Source organism: Ralstonia sp. TCR112, from assembly GCF_007997035.1.
Taxonomy (GTDB): domain Bacteria; phylum Pseudomonadota; class Gammaproteobacteria; order Burkholderiales; family Burkholderiaceae; genus Ralstonia; species Ralstonia edaphi.
In genome coordinates, this window is sequence record NZ_VOSS01000059.1 from 11,808 (window position 1) to 30,420 (window position 18,613).

The following is an 18,613-nucleotide window of genomic DNA, read 5'->3' on the forward strand; positions in this document are numbered from 1 at the left end:
AATCGTCCGCAAACCGGCCTGCCAGCCTATCGGTTGACGTCGACCACGACGCGCCCGCGCATCTTGCCGGCCATGATGCCGTGGGCGGCGTCGATGGCCTCGGACAGCGTCACCTCGCGCGTGATGGCGGCGAGGCGATCGGGCAGCAGATCGGCAGCCAGGCGCTGCCACGCGGTCTGTCGCAGCGCGCGCGGCGCCATCACGCTGTCGATGCCGCACAGCGTCACGCCGCGCAGGATGAACGGCGCGACCGTGGCCGGAAAATCCATGCCCTGCGCCAGCCCGCACGCCGTGACCACGCCGCCGTAGCGGACCTGTGCGCAGGCGTTGACCAGCGTGTGCGAGCCCACCGAATCGACCACCGCCGCCCAGCGCTCTTTCTGCAATGGCTTGCCCGGGGCGGCAAGCTCGGCGCGATCCATGACATCCGTCGCGCCCAGCGCCTGCAGGAAATCGGCCTCATTCGTCTTGCCCGTGGATGCCACCACGCGGTAGCCCAGCTTGCCGAGCAGCGCGATGGCGATCGAGCCCACGCCGCCCGACGCGCCCGTCACCAGGACCTCGCCGTCGCCGGGTTTCACGCCGGCGCGCTCCAGCGCCAGCACGGAGAGCATCGCCGTGTAGCCGGCCGTGCCGATCGCCATGGCCTGCCGCGCGTCGAGCCCCGCCGGCAATGCCACGAGCCAATCGCCGGAAAGCCGCGCCTGCTGGGCAAGACAACCCCAGTGCGTCTCGCCGACGCCCCAGCCGTTGAGCACCACCGCATCGCCGGTCCGCCAATCCGGATGCGATGAATCGAGCACGACACCCGCGCCGTCGATACCGGCCACCATCGGCCACTTGCGCACGACGGGGCCCTTGCCGGTGATGGCCAGGCCGTCCTTGTAATTGATGGTCGACCAGTCCACGCGGATCAGCACGTCGCCGGCGGTCACGTCGTTGGCCAGCGCTTCGGGTGTGGACAACGCTGCGTCATCGAGGTCGACGATGTGGGCCAGGCGCCCGCCATCCTGCTTTTCCAGCATCAGCGCGCGAAACGACATGCCAAGTCTCCGAAGATGAGGTGAATGCGAGCGCCAAAAGAAAAAGCGCCGGATCGACCGGCGCTTCCTTCGTGCGAATTACGACTTCTTGAGCGCGGCGAACTTGCGCTCCAGCGTGGCCGCATCGATCAGGCCCGGCGCCCGGGTTCCGTCCGGGAAGATGATGGCCGGCGTGCCGGTCACGTTCAGCTGCTGGCCGAGCTTCAGGTTGGCCTCCAGCGGCGTGTCGCAGGTGCCGGCGCCGCCCGGGGCTGTCTTGGCGGTCATCCAGTCACGCCAGGCCTTGGCGCGGTCGGCCGAGCACCAGATCTGCTTGGCCTTGGTGTTGGAGTCTTCGGACAGGATCGGGAACAGGAAGGTGTAGACGGTGACGTTGTCGACTTGCGTGAGCATCTGCTCCAGCTTGTGGCAGTACGGGCAGTTCGGATCGGAGAACACGGCGATCTTGCGTGCGCCGTTGCCCTTGACCCACTTCACGGCGCGGTCCAGCGGCAGGTCGGACCACTTCACGCGGTTCAGCTCGGCCAGGCGCTCTTGCGTGAGGTTGGTGGCGGTCTGCGTGTCGAGCAGGTCGCCGTTGAGCACGTAGCGGCCGGTGGCATCGCTGTAGACGACCTGGCTGCCGAGGTTGATCTCGTACAGGCCGGCCAGCGGCGACTTGGTGACGCTCTTGATCTCCACGTTCGGGCCCAGGGCCTTCTGCACGGTGGCCTTGACCTTGTCCAAGGCGGGCTCGGCGGCGCCGGCGCTCAACACATAGCCAGCGCCAATGGCTGCCACTGCCACCGCAGAGGCGATGGCCGCCACCCGAATACGAAACGACATAACGACTCCTGGAACCCCGAAAAACCACAAATCCGCTGAGATGGCCTCAGCCGAGTGCGTGCTTGATCAACAAGCGTTTGATAAATGGCGTCATGCCCACCATGCGCATCCCCGCGTTGCGTACCGTGCGTGGCAGCGCGCCCGGCAGGGCGAACAGTTTGTGCAGACCGTCCGTGGCGGCCGTGAGCGAAAGCAGATCTTCGCGGCGGGCACGTTCGTAACGGCGCAGCAACCTCAGATCGCCATGATCGCGCATGGTTTCACGTTCCGCCATCACGCGACCGATTTCGGACACATCCCGCAGCCCGAGGTTCATGCCCTGCCCGGCCAGCGGATGGATCACATGGGCCGCATCGCCTACCAGCGCCACGCGCGGCGCGACCGCCCGGCTGGCGTGTTGCAGCACGAGCGGGAAACCCTGCGCAGGCGTGATGTTCGACAAGCGCCCGAAGCGAGCGGCGATGGCGCCACCCGCCGCAGCTTCCACTGCGCGGCACAACGCCTCGGGCGACAGCGCGAGCAATTCGCGGGCGTGGTCCTCGCTGGCGGACCAGACCATCGACACGCGCCGATCGGGCAGCGGCAGCATCGCGAGAATCTCTCCGCGTACCGGGGCGGCGTCATCCGTGGCGGCGGCCTGCTCGGCCGATGCGCCGAGGAACCATTGCCACGCGGTGTCCTGATGCCAGTGCTCGGCCTGGAAGTTGGCGACCACGCCAAGCTGCCGATACGGCTTCGCTTCGGCCTGGATACCGGCCTGCTCGCGCACCCACGAATGCTTGCCGTCGGCGCCGATCACGCATTCCGCGCGGATCGTCTGCCCGTCAGCCAGCGTCAGCCGCACGGCGTCGGCTTGCATTTCGAAACCGGTGGCGGCGTGCGGGAAGGTCTGCACCGTGTGAGCGAAGCGCAGCGCCGTTTCCAGCGCGCGCTCGACCAGCGACGATTCGGCAATCCACGCCAATTGCGGCGTGCCGGCGGCGTAGGCGGAAAAGTGCAGGTCGGGGTGGGCGTGCTCGCCGCGCGCGGCGGCGTCATCGCCGAAGATGCGCATGTCGTGCACCGGCTGCACGCGCGTCATGTCGAGCGCCGGCCAGATGCGCAACTGCTCCAGCAGCGCCTGGGAGCTGGACGAGAACGCGTAGACACGCGCGTCCCAGGCGTCCGGCCCGGCGGGCGCGGCGGCTGGCGCGGGCGGTGCGATATGCGCGATGCGCAAGCCGATCTGCGCGAGCCGCAGGGCGCAGGCACGCCCGACGATGCCGCCGCCCACCACGGCCAAGTGGTAGGGCGCAGCCTCCCGGGAAGCCGCCTTGGAAGAGGAAAACGCGGGTGTATTCATGGTGGGCCGATTATAGCGGCGGGGGGTGCGGCAGCCTTGTGGTCGCGCAAATGTGTCGCGACCGACACATGGCGTCCGCTCGTGTCGGCTCAGTGTTTACGCCTACCCCTGCCGCGCAGGACGTTTTCGTCCCCCGAACCTAGTGCAGCGGGGTACGCACGTTTTGGGGCGCAGATGCCGCCTCTGCCACATATGTGGAAGATGCTCCGCCCACCCGCAGACCCGCGATGTGATGCCGTTTCCACCCGACTTCAGCCGCTCAAGCCATCGGTCGGGATGGGCGATAAAAGCCCGGTAATTCGACGTTTTGACACGCGCGACCCGCCGATACAGTTCGGGTCCGATCCACGCATTCCTCATCGCCATGTGGACTTTCTCCAAACGCTCCGCCGTCTCGCTGACGCTAGCCGCATTGCTGGCACTGGCCGGCTGTGCGCAAATGCCTGCCCAGACGCCCGCCCCCGTGGCCCGCACCGCGCCCCCGGGCGAAGTCATGACCTTCGCCATCCCGCCCGACGCACTGGGCGCGCATGACCCGCAACTGACCGCAGTGCTGACCAAGGCCGGCGCGCTCGCCGCTGCGCAAAAACGGCCGGCGACGATCCAGGTGGCTGCGCTGGCCCAGGATTTCCGCTATCTGAACCAGGCGTTGTGGAATGGCGTGCCGGCCCAGCGTGCCAGCTACGTGCGGCTGGAAAATTTGACCGTCAGCGCCAGCCAGCCCTACAGCGTGACGATCCGCACGCAGGATTAAGAGGAACGCCATGCGCATGACCCATCTGCTTTTCCCGCTCACCGTCGGCCTGCTGAGCGTCTCGACCGCTTCGGCTTTTGCCGCCCCGCCCGATGCACTGATGCCGGCGACGGCCGCGGCGCCCGACCGTGTCTATCCGCCCCTGCCTTCGCTGGCGATGCTGCCGCCCGGCGGCGGCGCCGAAATGGAACCGGCGCCCGTGGCACACGCGCGCGGCGGCAAGCGCAAGGTCGCGGCCACGCAGTCGCGCAAGGCGACCGAGCCGGTGCCCCGCATGGTGGTGTCGGAGGCATCGCACACGTATCTGGCCGGCATCGAGCGTCAGCTTGAAGTGGCCCTGCAGAAGTAATCAACGATTGCCGCCGGAGCCGTCATGCCCCTCGCCCGCCTTCTTTGCTTGAACTGGCGCCGCCTTGCCGCGGCATTCTTGCTGGCGGGTTCCAGCGTGGCGGCGCACGCGGCGTCAGGCGATTGCTTCGAACAGGCCGGTGCCTATCAGGGCGTCAACCCGACGGTGCTGCGCGCGATCGTGTGGTTTGAATCGAAGGGCGACCCGGCCGCCATCCACCGCAACGCCGATGGCTCGGTCGACATTGGCCAGGCGCAGATCAACTCGATCCACTTCGGCACGCTGGCGCGCTACGGCGTACCGCGCCATGCGCTGACCGACGCCTGCGTCAACGTGTTCGTGGCGGCCTGGCTGCTCAAGCAAAAAATGGTTCGCCATGGAAACACGTGGCGGGCCATCGGCGCGTATCACTCCGAGACGCCCGTCCACCGCGACGCCTATGCGCGGAGCATCCAGCGGGTGCTGATGTCGTGGGGGGAATTGCGGGCCGACCGCTGAATCGGGTCCGGCCCCGGGCTGCCGCTCAGTAGTACGAGACGGCGGCGTAGGCCTGACGTGCGCCGATGGCGCGGCGCTCGCCGCTGACCAGGCGCATCAGTTCATCCTGACGCGGGCAGACCAGCGCGCGCACACGGGCGTCGTTGGCCAGGATGCGCATCATCAGGTCGCGCTTGCGCTGCACTTCTTCGTGCGACAGGGCCGGGCGCACACCATGCCCCAGGCGCTCCATGTGTGCCGCGCATTCGCGCTCCAGCTGGCTGACCTCATCCCAATCGCCGCGTTCGGCGGCGTCCACCATGTCCTCGGACAAGTTCGCGATGGCCTCGTAGCAGGCGAACAGGCCGGCGCTGTCGGAAACCGTATGGATCGGGCGGGCAGCGGTGGCGACGGTCCAGGACATGCTGTGCTCCAGAATCAAACGTGTTGTTTGCGGGAAGCCAGTGCAATAGGCATGCCCGGCGGGCCGCAGCCGTCTCAGACTCGCGCGCAAACGGCGCTCAAGCCTTTGCCGGCTTGGCTCGGAAGGATACGGAGGGGGTCCGGCCCCAAGCGACCCAGCCCCGAAAAACAGCCGCTTCAACCGAAGTTGTTACGTTTCTGGAACGTAACGCGTAACGGGGCCGTAACGCCTTCACACCGCGAGCCGCCGAGCGCCCCGCCCGACCGAATGCGCTTTCATTCCGGGGCGAGAACGCATCCGGAGCGGTTACAATCACGCCTTTCCGTGAACGACGCGCACAGCCCCGATTCCGCTGTGCTGCCGCCTCCCCCGCGTCACGCAACCCCTTGATTCAGAGCCTTTTTCACCATGAGCCTCCAATGCGGCATCGTCGGTCTGCCGAACGTCGGCAAGTCGACCCTGTTCAATGCCCTGACCAAAGCCGGCATCGCCGCCGAGAACTACCCGTTCTGCACGATCGAGCCCAACGTCGGCGTGGTGGAAGTGCCGGACGCCCGCCTGCAGGCGCTGGCCGAGATCGTCAAGCCCGAGCGCGTGCTGCCGGCGGTGGTCGAGTTCGTCGACATTGCGGGCCTGGTGGCGGGCGCGTCCAAGGGTGAAGGCCTGGGCAACCAGTTCCTCGCCAACATCCGCGAGACGGATGCCATCACGCACGTGGTGCGCTGTTTCGAAGATGAAAACGTGATCCACGTCGCCGGCAAGGTCGACCCGATCGCCGACATCGAAGTCATCAACACCGAACTCGCCCTCGCTGACCTGGGTACGGTCGAAAAAGCGCTGCAGCGCTACACCAAGGCCGCCAAGTCGGGCAACGACAAGGAAGCCGCCAAGCTGGTCGCCGTGCTGGAAAAAGCCCAGAAGGTGCTGGACGAAGCCAAGCCCGTGCGTGGCCTGAACCTGACCGACGACGAGTGGGCGACGCTCAAGCCGCTGTGCCTGATCACCGCCAAGCCGACCATGTACGTTGCCAACGTGCGCGAAGACGGTTTCGAGAACAACCCGCACCTGGACGCCGTGCGCAACTACGCCGCGCAGACGAACTCGCCCGTGGTGGCCGTGTGCGCCGCCATCGAAGCCGAAATCGCCGATCTGGATGACGCCGACAAGGCCGAATTCCTGGCCGACATCGGCATGGAAGAGCCCGGCCTGAACCGCGTGATCCGTGCGGCCTTCAAGCTGCTCGGCCTGCAAACCTACTTCACCGCCGGCGTGAAGGAAGTGCGCGCCTGGACGATCCACATCGGCGACACGGCCCCGCGCGCCGCCGCGGCCATCCACACCGACTTCGAACGCGGCTTCATCCGCGCCCAGACGATTTCGTACGAGGATTTCATCCAGTACAAGGGCGAACAAGGTGCCAAGGAAGCCGGCAAGATGCGCGCAGAAGGCAAGGAATACATCGTCAAGGACGGCGATGTGCTGCACTTCCTGTTCAACGTCTGATCGGCGCAAGCACAACGAAAAGCCCTGCAATCACTGCAGGGCTTTTTTCATGGACAACGCGAGCGCGGCAACACCGTGCCTGGGCGAGGTGCGTGCTGCCGGGCCTTGTAACGTTGAGGTGGCCCGGCATCACTTTTTACATACACGTAGTGCCGATAAGGCCGTTGCGATGGCCTTCGGAGCGCTTTGCTGCGCCATTTTCGCGTCTCGGGCACGTGACTTGCGTGGCGCACCGCAGATACGCTGAACCCCGGTAGGCCTCTCGCCCGGGGCAGCTCGCCGCCACCGCATTCAACCAACGCCTGCCGGTCGGCGCACTCGCCCAACGCCATGAGTTCGCAATCGCCCCCGCCCTTGTCCGTAGTCGACGACATCGACGCCACGCCGGGTATTGGCAGCAGCGCTGCCATCCAGTCGCGCGGGGTGCTGCTGTGCCTGTCCGAACCCGAGTTGCGCATCCAGCAGGTGAGCGAAAACCTGGAGACCGCGCTGGGGACGCCGCTGGCTAGCGCGCTGGGGGCAAGCGTCGACCGTGTGGTGGGCAGCGCCGGCCGCGAGGTGCTGGAGCGCGCCCTGGCCACGCACAGCATCGACGGCCACCCGTTATATATCGGCACGCTGCAGACACCGCACGGCCACGCGCTCGACGCGGTCATGCACCGGCACAAGCGCGCGCTGATCCTGGAACTGGAACCGGCCGTGCATGCAGCCGACGGCGCGTTTGCGTCGATGTATCCGCTGATGCGCACGTTTGTCGGCAGCCTGCAAGCCGTTGGCACCGTCGATGCACTCACGGACCTTGCCGCCCGCGAAGTCCGCCGTCTCACCCACTTTGGCCGCGTCACGATCTACCGCATTGAGCGCGATGGCTCCTTGCAGGCGTTGGCCGAAGCGCGCGACGAGGCCTACGACACGCTGGTCGGCACACACCTGTCTGGGGCGGGCATCACGCCCGAACTGCGTACCCTGTACAGCCACAATCCGCTGCGGCTCGTGGCAGACGTGGACGACATCGCGGTGGGGCTGGTGCCACCGCTGCATCCGTCCACCGGCCGGACGACCGACCTGACATACGCCGCCCTGCGCGCCGCTTCCGGAGCGCAGCGCGAAACCATGCGCGGCATGGGGGCGAAGGCCTCGTTCACGCTGGCGCTTACGGTGCGCGGCAGTCTCTGGGGCTTGATCGCCTGCCACCACGCGACGCCCTGCTCACTGTCGTTTGAAGTGCGCACGGCATGCGAACACCTCGCGCAGATTCTGTCGCTTCAGATCGAGGCGAAAGAAGACCGCGCCGAGATCGCGCACCGGCTGGAACTTCGACGCATCCTCGTGCGCCTGCTGGCCGCGATGGCAGACCGCGACCATTTCGAAGACGGGCTGCTCGAGCATCCGGCAGATCTGCTGCGCTTTGCCTCGGCCAGCGGCGCCGCCATCGTGCGCCAGGGCGAGTGCATGCGCATCGGTGCCGCGCCGGACGAAGACAGCATTCTGCGCCTGACCGAATGGCTGGCCGAGGCGCACCCCGGCGAGGTCTTCCACACCGACCGCCTGGCCGCCACTTATCCGGATGGCGCCGCGCTCCTGCCCCAGGCCAGCGGCGTACTGGCCGTGCAGGTTTCGCAACTGCATCGGCACTACGTGCTGTGGTTTCGCCCCGAAAGCCCGCACACCGTACGCTGGGCAGGCGACGCGCCGGACAAGGCCGCCGACAGCGATACCGCGCACATGCTTGGCCGCACGCGCCATTGGCAGGAGCACATCGTCCACACCTCGCGCCCCTGGCGCACGAGCGAAGTGGAAACCGCAGCGGAGTTCCGCTACGCCGTCCTGAACATCGTGCTGCGCCGCGCCGAAGAAGCCGCGGAGTTGACCAGCGAACTGCGCCGCGCCAACCACGAACTCGAAGCGTTTTCGTATTCCGTATCGCACGACTTGCGCGCGCCGCTGCGCCATATCGCCGGCTATGCCGAACTGCTCGACGAGATGGAGGGGCAGCACGTCTCGGAGCGTGGGCGGCACTTCCTGCAGACGATCTCCGAGTCGTCGCGCTTCGCGGGCAAGCTGGTCGACGATCTGCTCACCTTCTCGCAGATGGGACGCGGCGCACTTCACCTGACCGATGTCGACCTCACGCAGCTCGTGCGCGGCGTCGTGCGCGATCTGACGCTCGACCAGGGGCGTCGCCATATCGAATGGAACATCGCGGCCCTGCCGGTGGTGCGCGCCGATCCGGCATTCCTGCAACTGGCCATGCGCAACCTGCTCTCCAACGCCGTCAAATACACGCGTGACCGCGATCCGGCGCGCATCCAAATCGACGCCGAACAGACCGACGCCGAAACCATCGTGCGCATTGCCGACAACGGCGTGGGCTTCTCGATGGAATACGTGGCCAAGCTGTTCGGCGTGTTCCAGCGGCTGCACCGCATGGACGAGTTCGAGGGCACCGGCATCGGCCTGGCCAATGTGCGGCGCATCATCGATCGCCACGGCGGCCGCACCTGGGCCGAGGGCGAGCTGAACCGCGGCGCGACGTTCTACTTCGCCCTGCCGCGCACGCCCGACCCGCAAGCGGCATCCGAGCGAGCCTTCGCACGATGACGCCCGATGCCTGATCGTTCTTTTCCACGCTCATTGTCACCATGCTCAAACCCATCCTGCTCGTTGAAGACAACCCGAACGACCTCGAGCTGACCCTGCTGGCGCTGGAGCGCAGCCAGCTTGCCAACGACGTGGTCGTCACCCGGGACGGCGCCGAGGCGCTGGATTACCTGCACGCGCGCAACCTGTACGCGCAGCGCGTGCCGGGCAACCCCGCCGTGGTGCTGCTCGACCTGAAGCTGCCAAAGATCGACGGGCTGGAAGTGCTGGCCGAGATCCGCGCAACGCCCGCGCTCAAGAGCCTGCCGGTGGTCATGCTCACTTCGTCGCGCGAAGAAACCGACCTGCTGCGCAGCTATGAGTTGGGCGTCAACGCCTACGTGGTCAAGCCAGTGGAGTTCCGCGCGTTTGTCGATGCGATTGCCGACCTGGGCGTATTCTGGGCGGTGCTCAACGAACCGCCGCCCGGCTCGACCCGGGCACGGCGCACGTCGCTGCCGGCGAGCTAGCCGCCCCATCCGGAGCATTCGCCCCCATGCCGAATCTGCAACTGCTGCTGGTCGAAGACAACCCGCTCGATGCGGAGCTCACGCGCGCGCGGCTGGAAACCGCCAATCTGCAAGCCGACACCACGCTGGTCGACAACGAGACGGACTTCATCGCCGAGCTCAGCGCACGAACCTTCGACGCCATCTTGGCCGACTACATGCTGCCGCAGTTCACAGGGGCGGAAGCGCTGGATATTGCACGCCGCATGGCGCCGCAAACGCCGTTCATCTTCGTATCCGGTGCGCTCGGCGAGGAGCACGCGGTCGACATGCTCAAGCGCGGCGCCACCGATTACGTCATCAAGCAGCGCCTGCAGCGCCTGCCCGTGGTGCTGCTGCGGGCGCTGGCCGAAGCGGCCGAACGCCGCCAGCGCATCGCCGCCGAAGCCGCGCTGCGCGAAGCGGAAACGCACTTCCGCCTGCTGATCAACGCGCTCAAGGAACACGCCGTACTCTCGCTCGACCCGCAGGGCATCGTGCGCACGTGGAACGCGGCGTCGCGCAGCATTCTCGGGTATGCGCGTGAAGACATCCTCGGCAAATCGGCGGAGATTCTGTATCCGCAGGCCGCGCGCGAGGCGGGCGAATTCCAGCGCAAGCTCGAACGTGTGCGCCGCGAAGGCAGCCTCACCGACGACCGCTGGATGCTGCGCAAGGACGGCACGCCGTTCTACGCATCGAGCGTGGTCACGGCCATCCACAACGAGACGGGGCAGCTGGTCGGCTTCTCGAAGATCATCCGCGACTCCACGGAAGAGCGCATCGCGGCCGACGCCCTGCGCCGCGCGAAGGAAGAAGCCGAGACCGCCAACCACGCCAAGGACCACTTCCTGGCCGTGCTGTCGCACGAGTTGCGCACGCCGCTCACCCCCATCCTGACCGCCGTGCATCTGCTGGAAATGCGCCAGGATCTGCCGGCGTATGTGGTCGCGCAGCTCGAAGTCGTGCGCCGCAATGCCGAGCTGGAAGCACGCCTGATCGACGACCTGCTCGACATCACGGGCATTGCGCGCGGCAAGCTTGCGGTCAGCTTTGCGCTGGTCGACCTGTATCCGCTGCTGGAAAGCACGCTGGAGATGTCGCGCAACGACATGCAGGCCAAGCGGCTGTCGCTCAAGACGCGCTTCGAGGCGGGCCGCAGCCGGCTGTATGCCGACGGGGCGCGCATCCAGCAAGTCATCTGGAACCTTGTGCGCAACGCCGTCAAGTTCACGCCCGAAGGCGGCGCCATCGAGGTCCGCGTCTGGAACCCTTCGCCGTCTACGGTGGCCGTCGCCGTGAAGGACAACGGCATCGGCATCGAACCCGAAGCACTGCCGCGCATCTTCTCGGCGTTCGAACAGGCCGATGCATCGATCACGCAGCGTTTTGGCGGGCTCGGCCTGGGCCTGGCGATTGCCTACGCGCTGGTGCAGAAGCACGAGGGTTCATTGATTGCCGAGAGCGCCGGCCGCCACGAGGGGGCCACCTTCACGCTCACCCTGCCGCTGGCCACCGAGATGGTGCAGCCCGAGACGCCGCCCTCGCCGCCCGCGCCCCGCGCCCAACCGACGCGCGGCCTGCACGTGCTGCTGGTGGAAGACAACGCCGATACGGCCGAGGCGATGGCGCAGATGCTGGAAATCCTCGGCCACAGCGTGGCCGTTGCCAACAGCGCCCGCACGGCCATGCAGGCCGCTGAATCGGGCGCGTTCGATCTGCTGATCAGCGACATTGGCTTGCCGGACGGCAGCGGCCTCGACGTGGTGCGCGTATTTGCCGAGCGGCAAGGCGCCCCGTCGATCGCCATCACCGGTTATGGCATGGAAGACGACATCGCCCGGTGCCGCGACGCGGGCTTTACGGATCACCTGACCAAACCGGTGGATTTCAAGCGACTGGAAGCGCTGATGGCCGGCTATCTGGCTGCGCGCGACGCGCGCACCGCGGGCGTGGGCGCAAGCTGAGCCGCGCCAGAATGCTGCAGCCGCAGTCGCCCTAGCGGCGCAGCAGGCCCCAAGCAGCAGGCAGCAGCATGGCGCCCACCACGGCGGCGGTCCACGCCATGATTTGCCCGTCGGCATACAGGTGGGCGAACTGGCCGCTGTAGTAACCAAGCAACGCACCCATCCCGCCCGTCACCAGCGCCGCCGGCCAACCGAGGCGCTTGCCTACCGGATGCAGCCAACGCGCCGCCACGCCCACCGCCAGCCCGATCCACAGCGGCCCCATCCACCCCATGCCTGTTCTCCGTATTGCCTTGAGCGATTCAACTGGACGCGTACCTTAGCGCAGGACGCGGCCGAAGACTACGTCGGCACACCCGCATGACGCGTGACGAATAATCGACATTCATCCATACACGTCACCAGATTTGACCTGCGTCCTGCTGATACGGGGGGCGGGCGTTATAATCCAGAGTGCTCAAAATTCGTGCCGTTCCCTTAACCGGCCGCCCCACATGCAGTTGCTGACGCTCGGAATCAACCACCACACTGCGCCGCTTTCCCTGCGCGAGAAGGTGGCGTTTCCGCTCGAGCAGCTCAAGCCCGCACTGGGCACGCTGCGCCAGCATCTGCCGCAGCTCAGAAGCACGGCGGAAGCCGCCATTCTTTCCACCTGCAATCGCACCGAAATCTACTGCGCCACCGACGGCAACCTGCCCGAGCAAACCGCGCACGAGCATGCGATTCGCTGGCTGGCACAGCACCACAACATCGACGCCGGCGAACTCGCGCCCCATGTGTATTCGCTCGGCCAGTCGCTGGCGGTACGCCACGCCTTCCGCGTGGCCAGCGGACTCGATTCGATGGTGCTGGGCGAGACGCAGATCCTCGGCCAGATGAAAGACGCCGTGCGCACCGCCACCGAGGCGGGCGCCCTGGGCACGTACCTGAATCAGCTGTTCCAGCGCACCTTTGCGGTGGCCAAGGAAGTGCGCGGCACGACAGAGATCGGCGCGCATTCCGTGTCAATGGCCGCTGCCGCCGTGCGCCTGGCGCAGCGCATCTTCGAATCGATTGCGGATCAGCGCGTCCTGTTCATCGGCGCCGGCGAGATGATCGAGCTGTGCGCCACGCACTTTGCCGCGCAGACGCCGCGCGAGGTGGTAATCGCCAACCGCACGCTGGAACGCGGCGAGAAGCTCGCCGAATCGCTGTCGAACCAGGGCCTGAATGCCCGCGCCGTGCGCCTGGCTGAACTGCGACCAAGCTCGCCGACTTCGACATCGTCGTTTCGTGCACCGCCAGCACGCTGCCCATCATCGGCCTGGGCGCCGTGGAGCGCGCCATCAAGCAGCGCCGCCACCGCCCGATGTTCATGGTCGACCTGGCCGTGCCGCGCGACATCGAACCCGAAGTTGCGCGCCTGTCCGACGTATTCCTCTACACCGTCGACGACCTGGGCGCCATCGTGCGCGAAGGCAACGCGCTACGGCAGGCCGCCGTGGCGCAGGCCGAGGCCATCATCGAAACGCGCGTGCTGAACTTCATGCACTGGCTCGATGCGCGCAGCGTGGTGCCCGTCATCCGGGATCTGCACGCGCAGGCTGAAACGCTGCGCCAGGGTGAACTGGAACGCGCCCAGCGCATGCTCGCCCGCGGCGACGATCCGGCGCTGGTACTCGAAGCGCTGTCTCAGGCGCTGACCAAGAAATTCCTCCACGGCCCGACGCATGCGCTCAACCACGCGCAGGGCGAAGGCCGCGAACAACTCATCGACCTGCTGCCGGCGCTGTTCCGCCAGTCCAGCCACTCCGAGCGCTAGCGGCCGGCGCATCGCACGCGCGCCGCATGTTTGCACGACGGGCGCGCACGTTCTGGCGCGGTATCATGCGCCGCCTTCGCTTCCAGCGTTTCCCTCCGCGACTGCCCGAATGAAGCCCAGCATGCTGTCCAAGCTCGACCAACTGGCCGAGCGCATCGTCGAAATCAACGCGCTGCTTGCGCGTGAAGACGCCACCGCCAACCTCGACCAATACCGCAAGCTCACGCGCGAACATGCCGAGCTGGAGCCCGTGGTCGCGCAATTTGCCGCGTGGAAGCAGGCCGAGGAAGACATCGCCACCGCGCAGGAGCTGGCGGCCGATCCGGACATGAAGGCGTTTGCAGAGGACGAACTCCGTGCCGCGCGTGAGCGGATGGAATCCCTCGAAGGCGCGCTGCAACGCCTGCTGTTGCCCAAAGACCCGAACGACCATCGCAACATCTTCGTGGAAATCCGCGCCGGCACAGGCGGCGACGAATCCGCGCTCTTTGCCGGCGACTTGCTGCGCATGTATACGCGCTACGCCGAACGGCAGCGCTGGCAGGTGGAGATCGTGAGCGAATCGCCATCGGACCTCGGCGGCTACAAGGAAGTGATTGCGCGGCTGGTGGGCGAAGGTGCGTACTCGCGCCTGAAGTTCGAATCGGGCGGCCACCGCGTGCAGCGCGTGCCGGCCACGGAGGCGCAGGGACGCATCCACACGTCGGCCTGCACCGTGGCCGTCATGCCCGAGGCCGATGCGCTGGCCGACATTCAGATCAATCCGGCCGATCTGCGCATCGATACGTTCCGCGCATCCGGCGCGGGCGGCCAGCACATCAACAAGACGGATTCGGCGGTGCGCATCACGCATCTGCCGACTGGCCTTGTGGTGGAGTGCCAGGACGACCGCAGCCAGCACCGCAACAAGGACCGCGCCATGCAAGTCCTGGCCGCGCGCCTGAAGGATCGCCAGGAGCGCGAGGCGCAAGCCAAGGAAGCCAGCGCACGCAAGAGCCTGATCGGCTCGGGCGACCGCTCCGACCGCATCCGCACGTACAACTTCCCGCAAGGCCGCGTGACGGATCACCGCATCAACCTGACGCTGTACAAGATCGACGCGATCATGGACGGCGACATCGATGAACTCGTCGGTGCGTTGGCCGCTGAGCACCAAGCCGAACAACTTGCGGCGCTCGGCGAAGACGCCTGAGCGCTCAATCGTTAAAAAGCGCCCTCCCCGTAACATCCGCTTGCGTTTGATACAGCTTTGCGCGATGGCGGGGCGGCCTCGCGTTCCTATAATCGATCTCGATCACGCCGAGTGCATCGCCGGTCGCATCCGGCGCACTCACCAACAAGCGCGGCAACATCACGATTAGGAGAATCGCAATGCGTACCCAACTGCTGGCCATTACCGTCGCCACCACCCTCGCACTCGGCCTGGCCGCCTGCGGCAAGAAGGACGACGCCACCGACCAAGCCGCCAAGAGCGCGATGGAACAATCGAAGGACGCCGCCAAGCAGGCGCTCGACAACGCCGGCACCGCCGTGACCAAGGCTGCGGATGCCGCCAAGGTGGAACTGTCGCAAGCGGCTTCGGACGCGCAGGTCTCCGCGTCGGGCGCGCTGGCGCAGGCCAAGGAGGCCGCCAAGACCGCGGCCGACAAGACGGCCGATGCAGCCAAGGTTGCTGCAGACAAGACCGCCGACGCCACCAAGGAAGCAGCCAACAAGGTCAAGGACGCGACCAAGCAATAAGCGCCGCTCCACCCTCCGACCCGCTCGCGGGCCCGCGCCACATCGGCCGGGCCCGTGTTATTTTGTGCGCCCGTTCTTCGCTGCTGGTCTGTTGCCGTGTCGTCTTCCCCTGTCATTTCGCCCGAAACCCTTGCTCGCGTGGCCGATGCGCTGACAGCGCTGGCCCGTGCCGGCCTGCCCGCGCTGGAAGCACGCATGCTGGTTTCGCACGTGACGGGCCTGTCGCGCGTGCGGCTCATCACGCAAGACACCTGCGCTATCGACGTGGCCGCGCGCGCGCGCATCAGCGAACTTGCTGCGCGCCGCCTGGCCGGCGAGCCGATGGCGTATCTGCTCGGCGAACGTGAATTCTTCGGCCGCACGTTCAGAGTGACGCCCGCAGTGTTGATCCCGCGCCCCGATACCGAATTGCTGGTCGAACAAGCGCTGGACCGCCTGGAAGAACGCGATGCGCCAGCCGTGCTCGACATGGGCACGGGCAGTGGCATCATCGCCATCACGATCGCGCTGGCGCGGCGCGACGCGCGCGTATGGGCCACCGATGCCTCCGCCGATGCACTGGGCGTGGCGATCGACAACGCCAAGGCGCTCGGCGCGACCAACGTCCGGACTGCGCTGGGCGACTGGTATGGCGCGCTGGCCGATGCCGACGCGCCTCCCGCTTTCGATCTCATCGCCAGCAACCCGCCTTACATTGCCGCCACCGACGCGCACCTCGACCAGGGCGACCTGCGTTTCGAACCCGCCAGCGCCCTCACCGACCACGATGATGGCCTGCGCCACCTGCGCAGCATCGTCTCCGGGGCGCCTGCGCGGCTGGCCGCCGGCGGCTGGCTGCTGCTCGAGCACGGCTACGACCAGGGCGAACCCGTGCGTGCGCTGCTGGGGGGCGCCGGCTTCGCCAACGTCTTCACCGCCCAAGACCTGGCCGGCCACGACCGCTGCAGCGGCGGGCAGTGGCCGGATCAAAACGCCGGTGCGCGTTCCTCGCTAAAATAGACGGGTTTTCCAATGTGGATGGCAGTTGAGAAGCCGCTGCCGCCCCTCACCCAATCGAGTCTCCCCATGAGCACCACGCACGAAAAGATCGACCAGATCGTCAAAGGCCACCCCGTCGTCCTCTTCATGAAGGGCACCGCGCAATTCCCGATGTGCGGTTTTTCGGGCCGCGCCATCCAGATCCTGAAGGCCTGCGGCGTGGACCGTCCGCACACCGTCAACGTGCTGGAAGACGACGAAATCCGCCAGGGCATCAAGGACTACGCCAACTGGCCGACCATTCCGCAGCTCTATATCAAGGGCGAGTTCATTGGCGGCTCGGACATCATGATGGAGATGTACCAGAGCGGCGAACTGCAACCGCTGCTGGCTGCTTGAGCTGCGTTCTCGTTTCAGCGTGACCCAAACCCCGGACGCCACCGCTCAAACGCCAGCCGTGCGCCGCATCATCGTGGCGATCACGGGCGCGTCGGGCGCGATTTACGGGGTGCGGCTGCTGCAGGTTCTGCAGGGCCTGCGTGACTCAGCGGGCGTGGAATCGCACCTGCTGATGTCGCCCGCAGGGTTGATGAACGTGCAGCACGAGCTGCACATGGCACGCGAAGAAGTGGAAACGCTGGCGCACGTCGTGCATAACGTGCGCGATATCGGCGCGACCATCGCGAGCGGCTCCTTTGCTGCCGAAGCGATGGTGGTGGCGCCCTGCTCGATGAAGACGCTGGCGGCCGTCGCGCACGGCCTGTCGGACAACCTCATCGCCCGCGCGGCCGACGTCACGCTCAAGGAGCGCCGCCGCCTCATCCTGATGGTGCGCGAAACGCCGTTGAATCTGGCGCACCTGCGCAACATGACGGCGGTCACGGAGATGGGCGGAATCGTGTTCCCGCCCGTGCCGGGCTTTTACCAGCGCCCCAAGACGATCGACGACCTGGTCGACCACACTGTCGGGCGCGTGCTGGACCTGCTCGGCCTGCCACAGACATTGGCGCCGGGCTGGCCGGGCCTGCGGTCAACGGACTAGGCGCCGATCAGCCGACCGCAGATTAGCGGTGGCGGTAATTGAAGTACACCGACGGCCCACCCCAATAGCCGCCGTAGTAAGCGGGATAAGCGGGTGCCACATAGACCGGCGCCGGTGCCACAGCCACCGGTGCGGGATAAACGGCACAACCCCCAAGCGTCGCGGCCAACAAGGCCAGAGCCACGATTTTCATGATTTAGCGTCCTTCGGCCCCGCTAGTGGAGCCACGTGGACGTTATAAGCCGACGCGAGCGGCGCCGGCGTCATGCGCGTGTAAGCCGTGTAACTGAAAACTACGAACGTGCGTTCGTAAGTTCACTGCTTAGGCGCCGGTTTGCCTGCAGAGGGCGTGGCCGTCGCGGCGGGCGCCGAGGCCGTCACACCTGACGCAGCAGCCGGTTTGGGTGCATTCGGATCGACTTCCGCACGCATCTGATCCATGACCGCCCCGGCGCGCGGTGCCCAAAGGAATTCCACCGTGCCGTTCTGCGGCTCTTCAGGAATCGCGTACATCGTGATGACCGTCTGATGGCCCGCCCAGCGTGCGCGCAGCGAATCGACCGTCTTGCCAGACTTCAGCTTGAGGGGCGCCTTGCCTTCCTGCGCCGGCTTGCCGTAGCGATCGGACAGGGCCTGGAAGACGCGCTGCTCGGTATCCACGCCGCGCGTGGGCACGAACATGCCGGCGATGTTGCCATCCTGGTCGATCAGCACCACGGCCTGCGGGCCGTCCATCAACTCCGGCCGCGATGCCTGCGGCACGCCCAGAGACCGCGTGCGGCCATGCGATTCCAGCGCGTCGGAGCAGTATTCGGCGACGTCCTTGCCACCATTGGCGCGTACGTCTTCGCATGAGGGCAGCTTGCGCAGCGGCTTGCCGAGCGGAAAGGCGTCCAGCAGCACCGCCACGTCGCCGGGGTCGCGCACCGCCTTGGCCGGTGCGGGAGCCTTCGAAGCAGGAGCGGCCTTCGATGCCGATGCGGCAAACGCCACGGGCGCGAGCAACGAGGTCGAGATGGCAAGGGCGGCGGTTGCCGTGGCGCGTCGCGTCCAACAGGTCATGCGAACTCCATGAAAGAAAGAGCCGAGAGTGTGCCATGCGGGAATTCCGGCACGCGGCAAAGCGGTTGTGACCGGCGCCGGGCAGCGTGCGTTCCCCTCAACCGAACGGTTGAACCCACCGAGACCGGCTCGTTACACGCCATTTGACGCGGATGTCGGCCCGATGCGGGCGGGAAAC

At 66.8% G+C, this 18,613-nt stretch carries 19 protein-coding genes and 1 pseudogene; 13 read left to right on the plus strand and 7 right to left on the minus strand.

Annotation, left to right across the window (positions count from 1 at the left end):
• Positions 1 to 26: 26 nt before the first annotated feature.
• The 3 genes from FUT88_RS15310 to FUT88_RS15320 form a co-directional block, all read right to left on the minus strand.
• On the minus strand, positions 27 to 1,043 hold the full coding sequence (locus FUT88_RS15310) for an MDR family oxidoreductase (protein ID WP_147216379.1): 1,017 nt from the start codon (positions 1,041 to 1,043) through the stop codon (positions 27 to 29).
• Between the two features lie 78 nt (positions 1,044 to 1,121).
• Entirely contained in the window at positions 1,122 to 1,868 is a 747-nt protein-coding gene (locus tag FUT88_RS15315) for a DsbC family protein (RefSeq protein ID WP_092975612.1), read from the minus strand.
• A gap of 46 nt (positions 1,869 to 1,914) precedes the next feature.
• The gene (locus tag FUT88_RS15320; protein ID WP_147216381.1) at positions 1,915 to 3,210 is read right to left on the minus strand and encodes a UbiH/UbiF family hydroxylase; all 1,296 of its coding nucleotides are present in this window, start codon (positions 3,208 to 3,210) and stop codon (positions 1,915 to 1,917) included.
• A gap of 364 nt (positions 3,211 to 3,574) precedes the next feature.
• On the opposite strand from FUT88_RS15320, the gene FUT88_RS15325 reads away from it, so the two are divergent.
• From FUT88_RS15325 to FUT88_RS15335, 3 genes are read left to right on the plus strand one after another with little or no spacing between them, the layout of a single operon-like run.
• Positions 3,575 to 3,964, plus strand: a complete 390-nt coding sequence (locus tag FUT88_RS15325; protein WP_147216382.1) for a hypothetical protein — start codon at positions 3,575 to 3,577, stop codon at positions 3,962 to 3,964.
• Positions 3,965 to 3,974: 10 nt separating this feature from the next.
• A complete protein-coding gene (locus tag FUT88_RS15330) occupies positions 3,975 to 4,313 on the plus strand; it encodes a hypothetical protein (RefSeq protein ID WP_147216384.1) in 339 nt (112 codons plus the stop codon).
• A gap of 24 nt (positions 4,314 to 4,337) precedes the next feature.
• Complete coding sequence (locus FUT88_RS15335) at positions 4,338 to 4,811, plus strand: lytic transglycosylase domain-containing protein (RefSeq protein ID WP_147216386.1); 474 nt, start codon at positions 4,338 to 4,340, stop codon at positions 4,809 to 4,811.
• 25 nt (positions 4,812 to 4,836) lie between these two features.
• Here the strand turns inward: FUT88_RS15335 and FUT88_RS15340 are convergent, their stop codons facing one another.
• Complete coding sequence (locus tag FUT88_RS15340) at positions 4,837 to 5,214, minus strand: flagellar protein FliT (RefSeq protein WP_147216388.1); 378 nt, start codon at positions 5,212 to 5,214, stop codon at positions 4,837 to 4,839.
• A 408-nt stretch (positions 5,215 to 5,622) separates the two neighbouring features.
• Between FUT88_RS15340 and ychF the strand changes: the two genes are divergently transcribed.
• The 4 genes from ychF (at position 5,623) to FUT88_RS15360 (ending at position 11,812) form a co-directional block, all read left to right on the plus strand.
• Entirely contained in the window at positions 5,623 to 6,717 is a 1,095-nt protein-coding gene (gene ychF, locus FUT88_RS15345; RefSeq protein WP_147216390.1) for a redox-regulated ATPase YchF, read from the plus strand.
• Between the two features lie 330 nt (positions 6,718 to 7,047).
• Positions 7,048 to 9,318 carry an ATP-binding protein gene (locus tag FUT88_RS15350; protein WP_261797181.1) on the plus strand — a complete coding sequence of 757 codons (2,271 nt, stop codon included), beginning with the start codon at positions 7,048 to 7,050 and terminating at the stop codon, positions 9,316 to 9,318.
• Positions 9,319 to 9,359: 41 nt separating this feature from the next.
• A complete protein-coding gene (locus FUT88_RS15355) occupies positions 9,360 to 9,827 on the plus strand; it encodes a response regulator (RefSeq protein WP_147216391.1) in 468 nt (155 codons plus the stop codon).
• A gap of 26 nt (positions 9,828 to 9,853) precedes the next feature.
• Positions 9,854 to 11,812: a response regulator gene (locus FUT88_RS15360; RefSeq protein ID WP_147216393.1), complete on the plus strand. Its 1,959-nt coding sequence runs from the start codon at positions 9,854 to 9,856 to the stop codon at positions 11,810 to 11,812.
• 31 nt (positions 11,813 to 11,843) lie between these two features.
• On the opposite strand, the gene FUT88_RS15365 is transcribed toward FUT88_RS15360, so the two are convergent.
• Entirely contained in the window at positions 11,844 to 12,086 is a 243-nt protein-coding gene (locus FUT88_RS15365) for a GlsB/YeaQ/YmgE family stress response membrane protein (RefSeq protein WP_147216395.1), read from the minus strand.
• Positions 12,087 to 12,306: 220 nt separating this feature from the next.
• Here FUT88_RS15365 and hemA point away from each other — a divergent pair.
• The 6 genes and pseudogenes from hemA (at position 12,307) to FUT88_RS15395 (ending at position 17,373) form a co-directional block, all read left to right on the plus strand.
• Positions 12,307 to 13,613, plus strand: a pseudogene (hemA, locus tag FUT88_RS15370) (glutamyl-tRNA reductase).
• Between the two features lie 109 nt (positions 13,614 to 13,722).
• Positions 13,723 to 14,805, plus strand: coding sequence for a peptide chain release factor 1 (gene prfA / locus FUT88_RS15375; RefSeq protein WP_147216397.1), 1,083 nt, complete (start codon positions 13,723 to 13,725; stop codon positions 14,803 to 14,805).
• Positions 14,806 to 14,984: 179 nt separating this feature from the next.
• On the plus strand, positions 14,985 to 15,353 hold the full coding sequence (locus FUT88_RS15380; RefSeq protein WP_009241979.1) for a hypothetical protein: 369 nt from the start codon (positions 14,985 to 14,987) through the stop codon (positions 15,351 to 15,353).
• A gap of 96 nt (positions 15,354 to 15,449) precedes the next feature.
• Positions 15,450 to 16,352, plus strand: coding sequence for a peptide chain release factor N(5)-glutamine methyltransferase (gene prmC / locus FUT88_RS15385; RefSeq protein ID WP_147216399.1), 903 nt, complete (start codon positions 15,450 to 15,452; stop codon positions 16,350 to 16,352).
• Between the two features lie 66 nt (positions 16,353 to 16,418).
• Complete coding sequence (gene grxD, locus FUT88_RS15390; protein ID WP_009241977.1) at positions 16,419 to 16,730, plus strand: Grx4 family monothiol glutaredoxin; 312 nt, start codon at positions 16,419 to 16,421, stop codon at positions 16,728 to 16,730.
• Positions 16,731 to 16,749: 19 nt separating this feature from the next.
• On the plus strand, positions 16,750 to 17,373 hold the full coding sequence (locus FUT88_RS15395) for a UbiX family flavin prenyltransferase (RefSeq protein ID WP_147216401.1): 624 nt from the start codon (positions 16,750 to 16,752) through the stop codon (positions 17,371 to 17,373).
• 22 nt (positions 17,374 to 17,395) lie between these two features.
• Here the strand turns inward: FUT88_RS15395 and FUT88_RS26240 are convergent, their stop codons facing one another.
• A complete protein-coding gene (locus FUT88_RS26240) occupies positions 17,396 to 17,566 on the minus strand; it encodes a hypothetical protein (protein WP_024977798.1) in 171 nt (56 codons plus the stop codon).
• Positions 17,567 to 17,688: 122 nt separating this feature from the next.
• Entirely contained in the window at positions 17,689 to 18,435 is a 747-nt protein-coding gene (locus tag FUT88_RS15400; RefSeq protein ID WP_147216403.1) for a hypothetical protein, read from the minus strand.
• Positions 18,436 to 18,613: the final 178 nt, after the last annotated feature.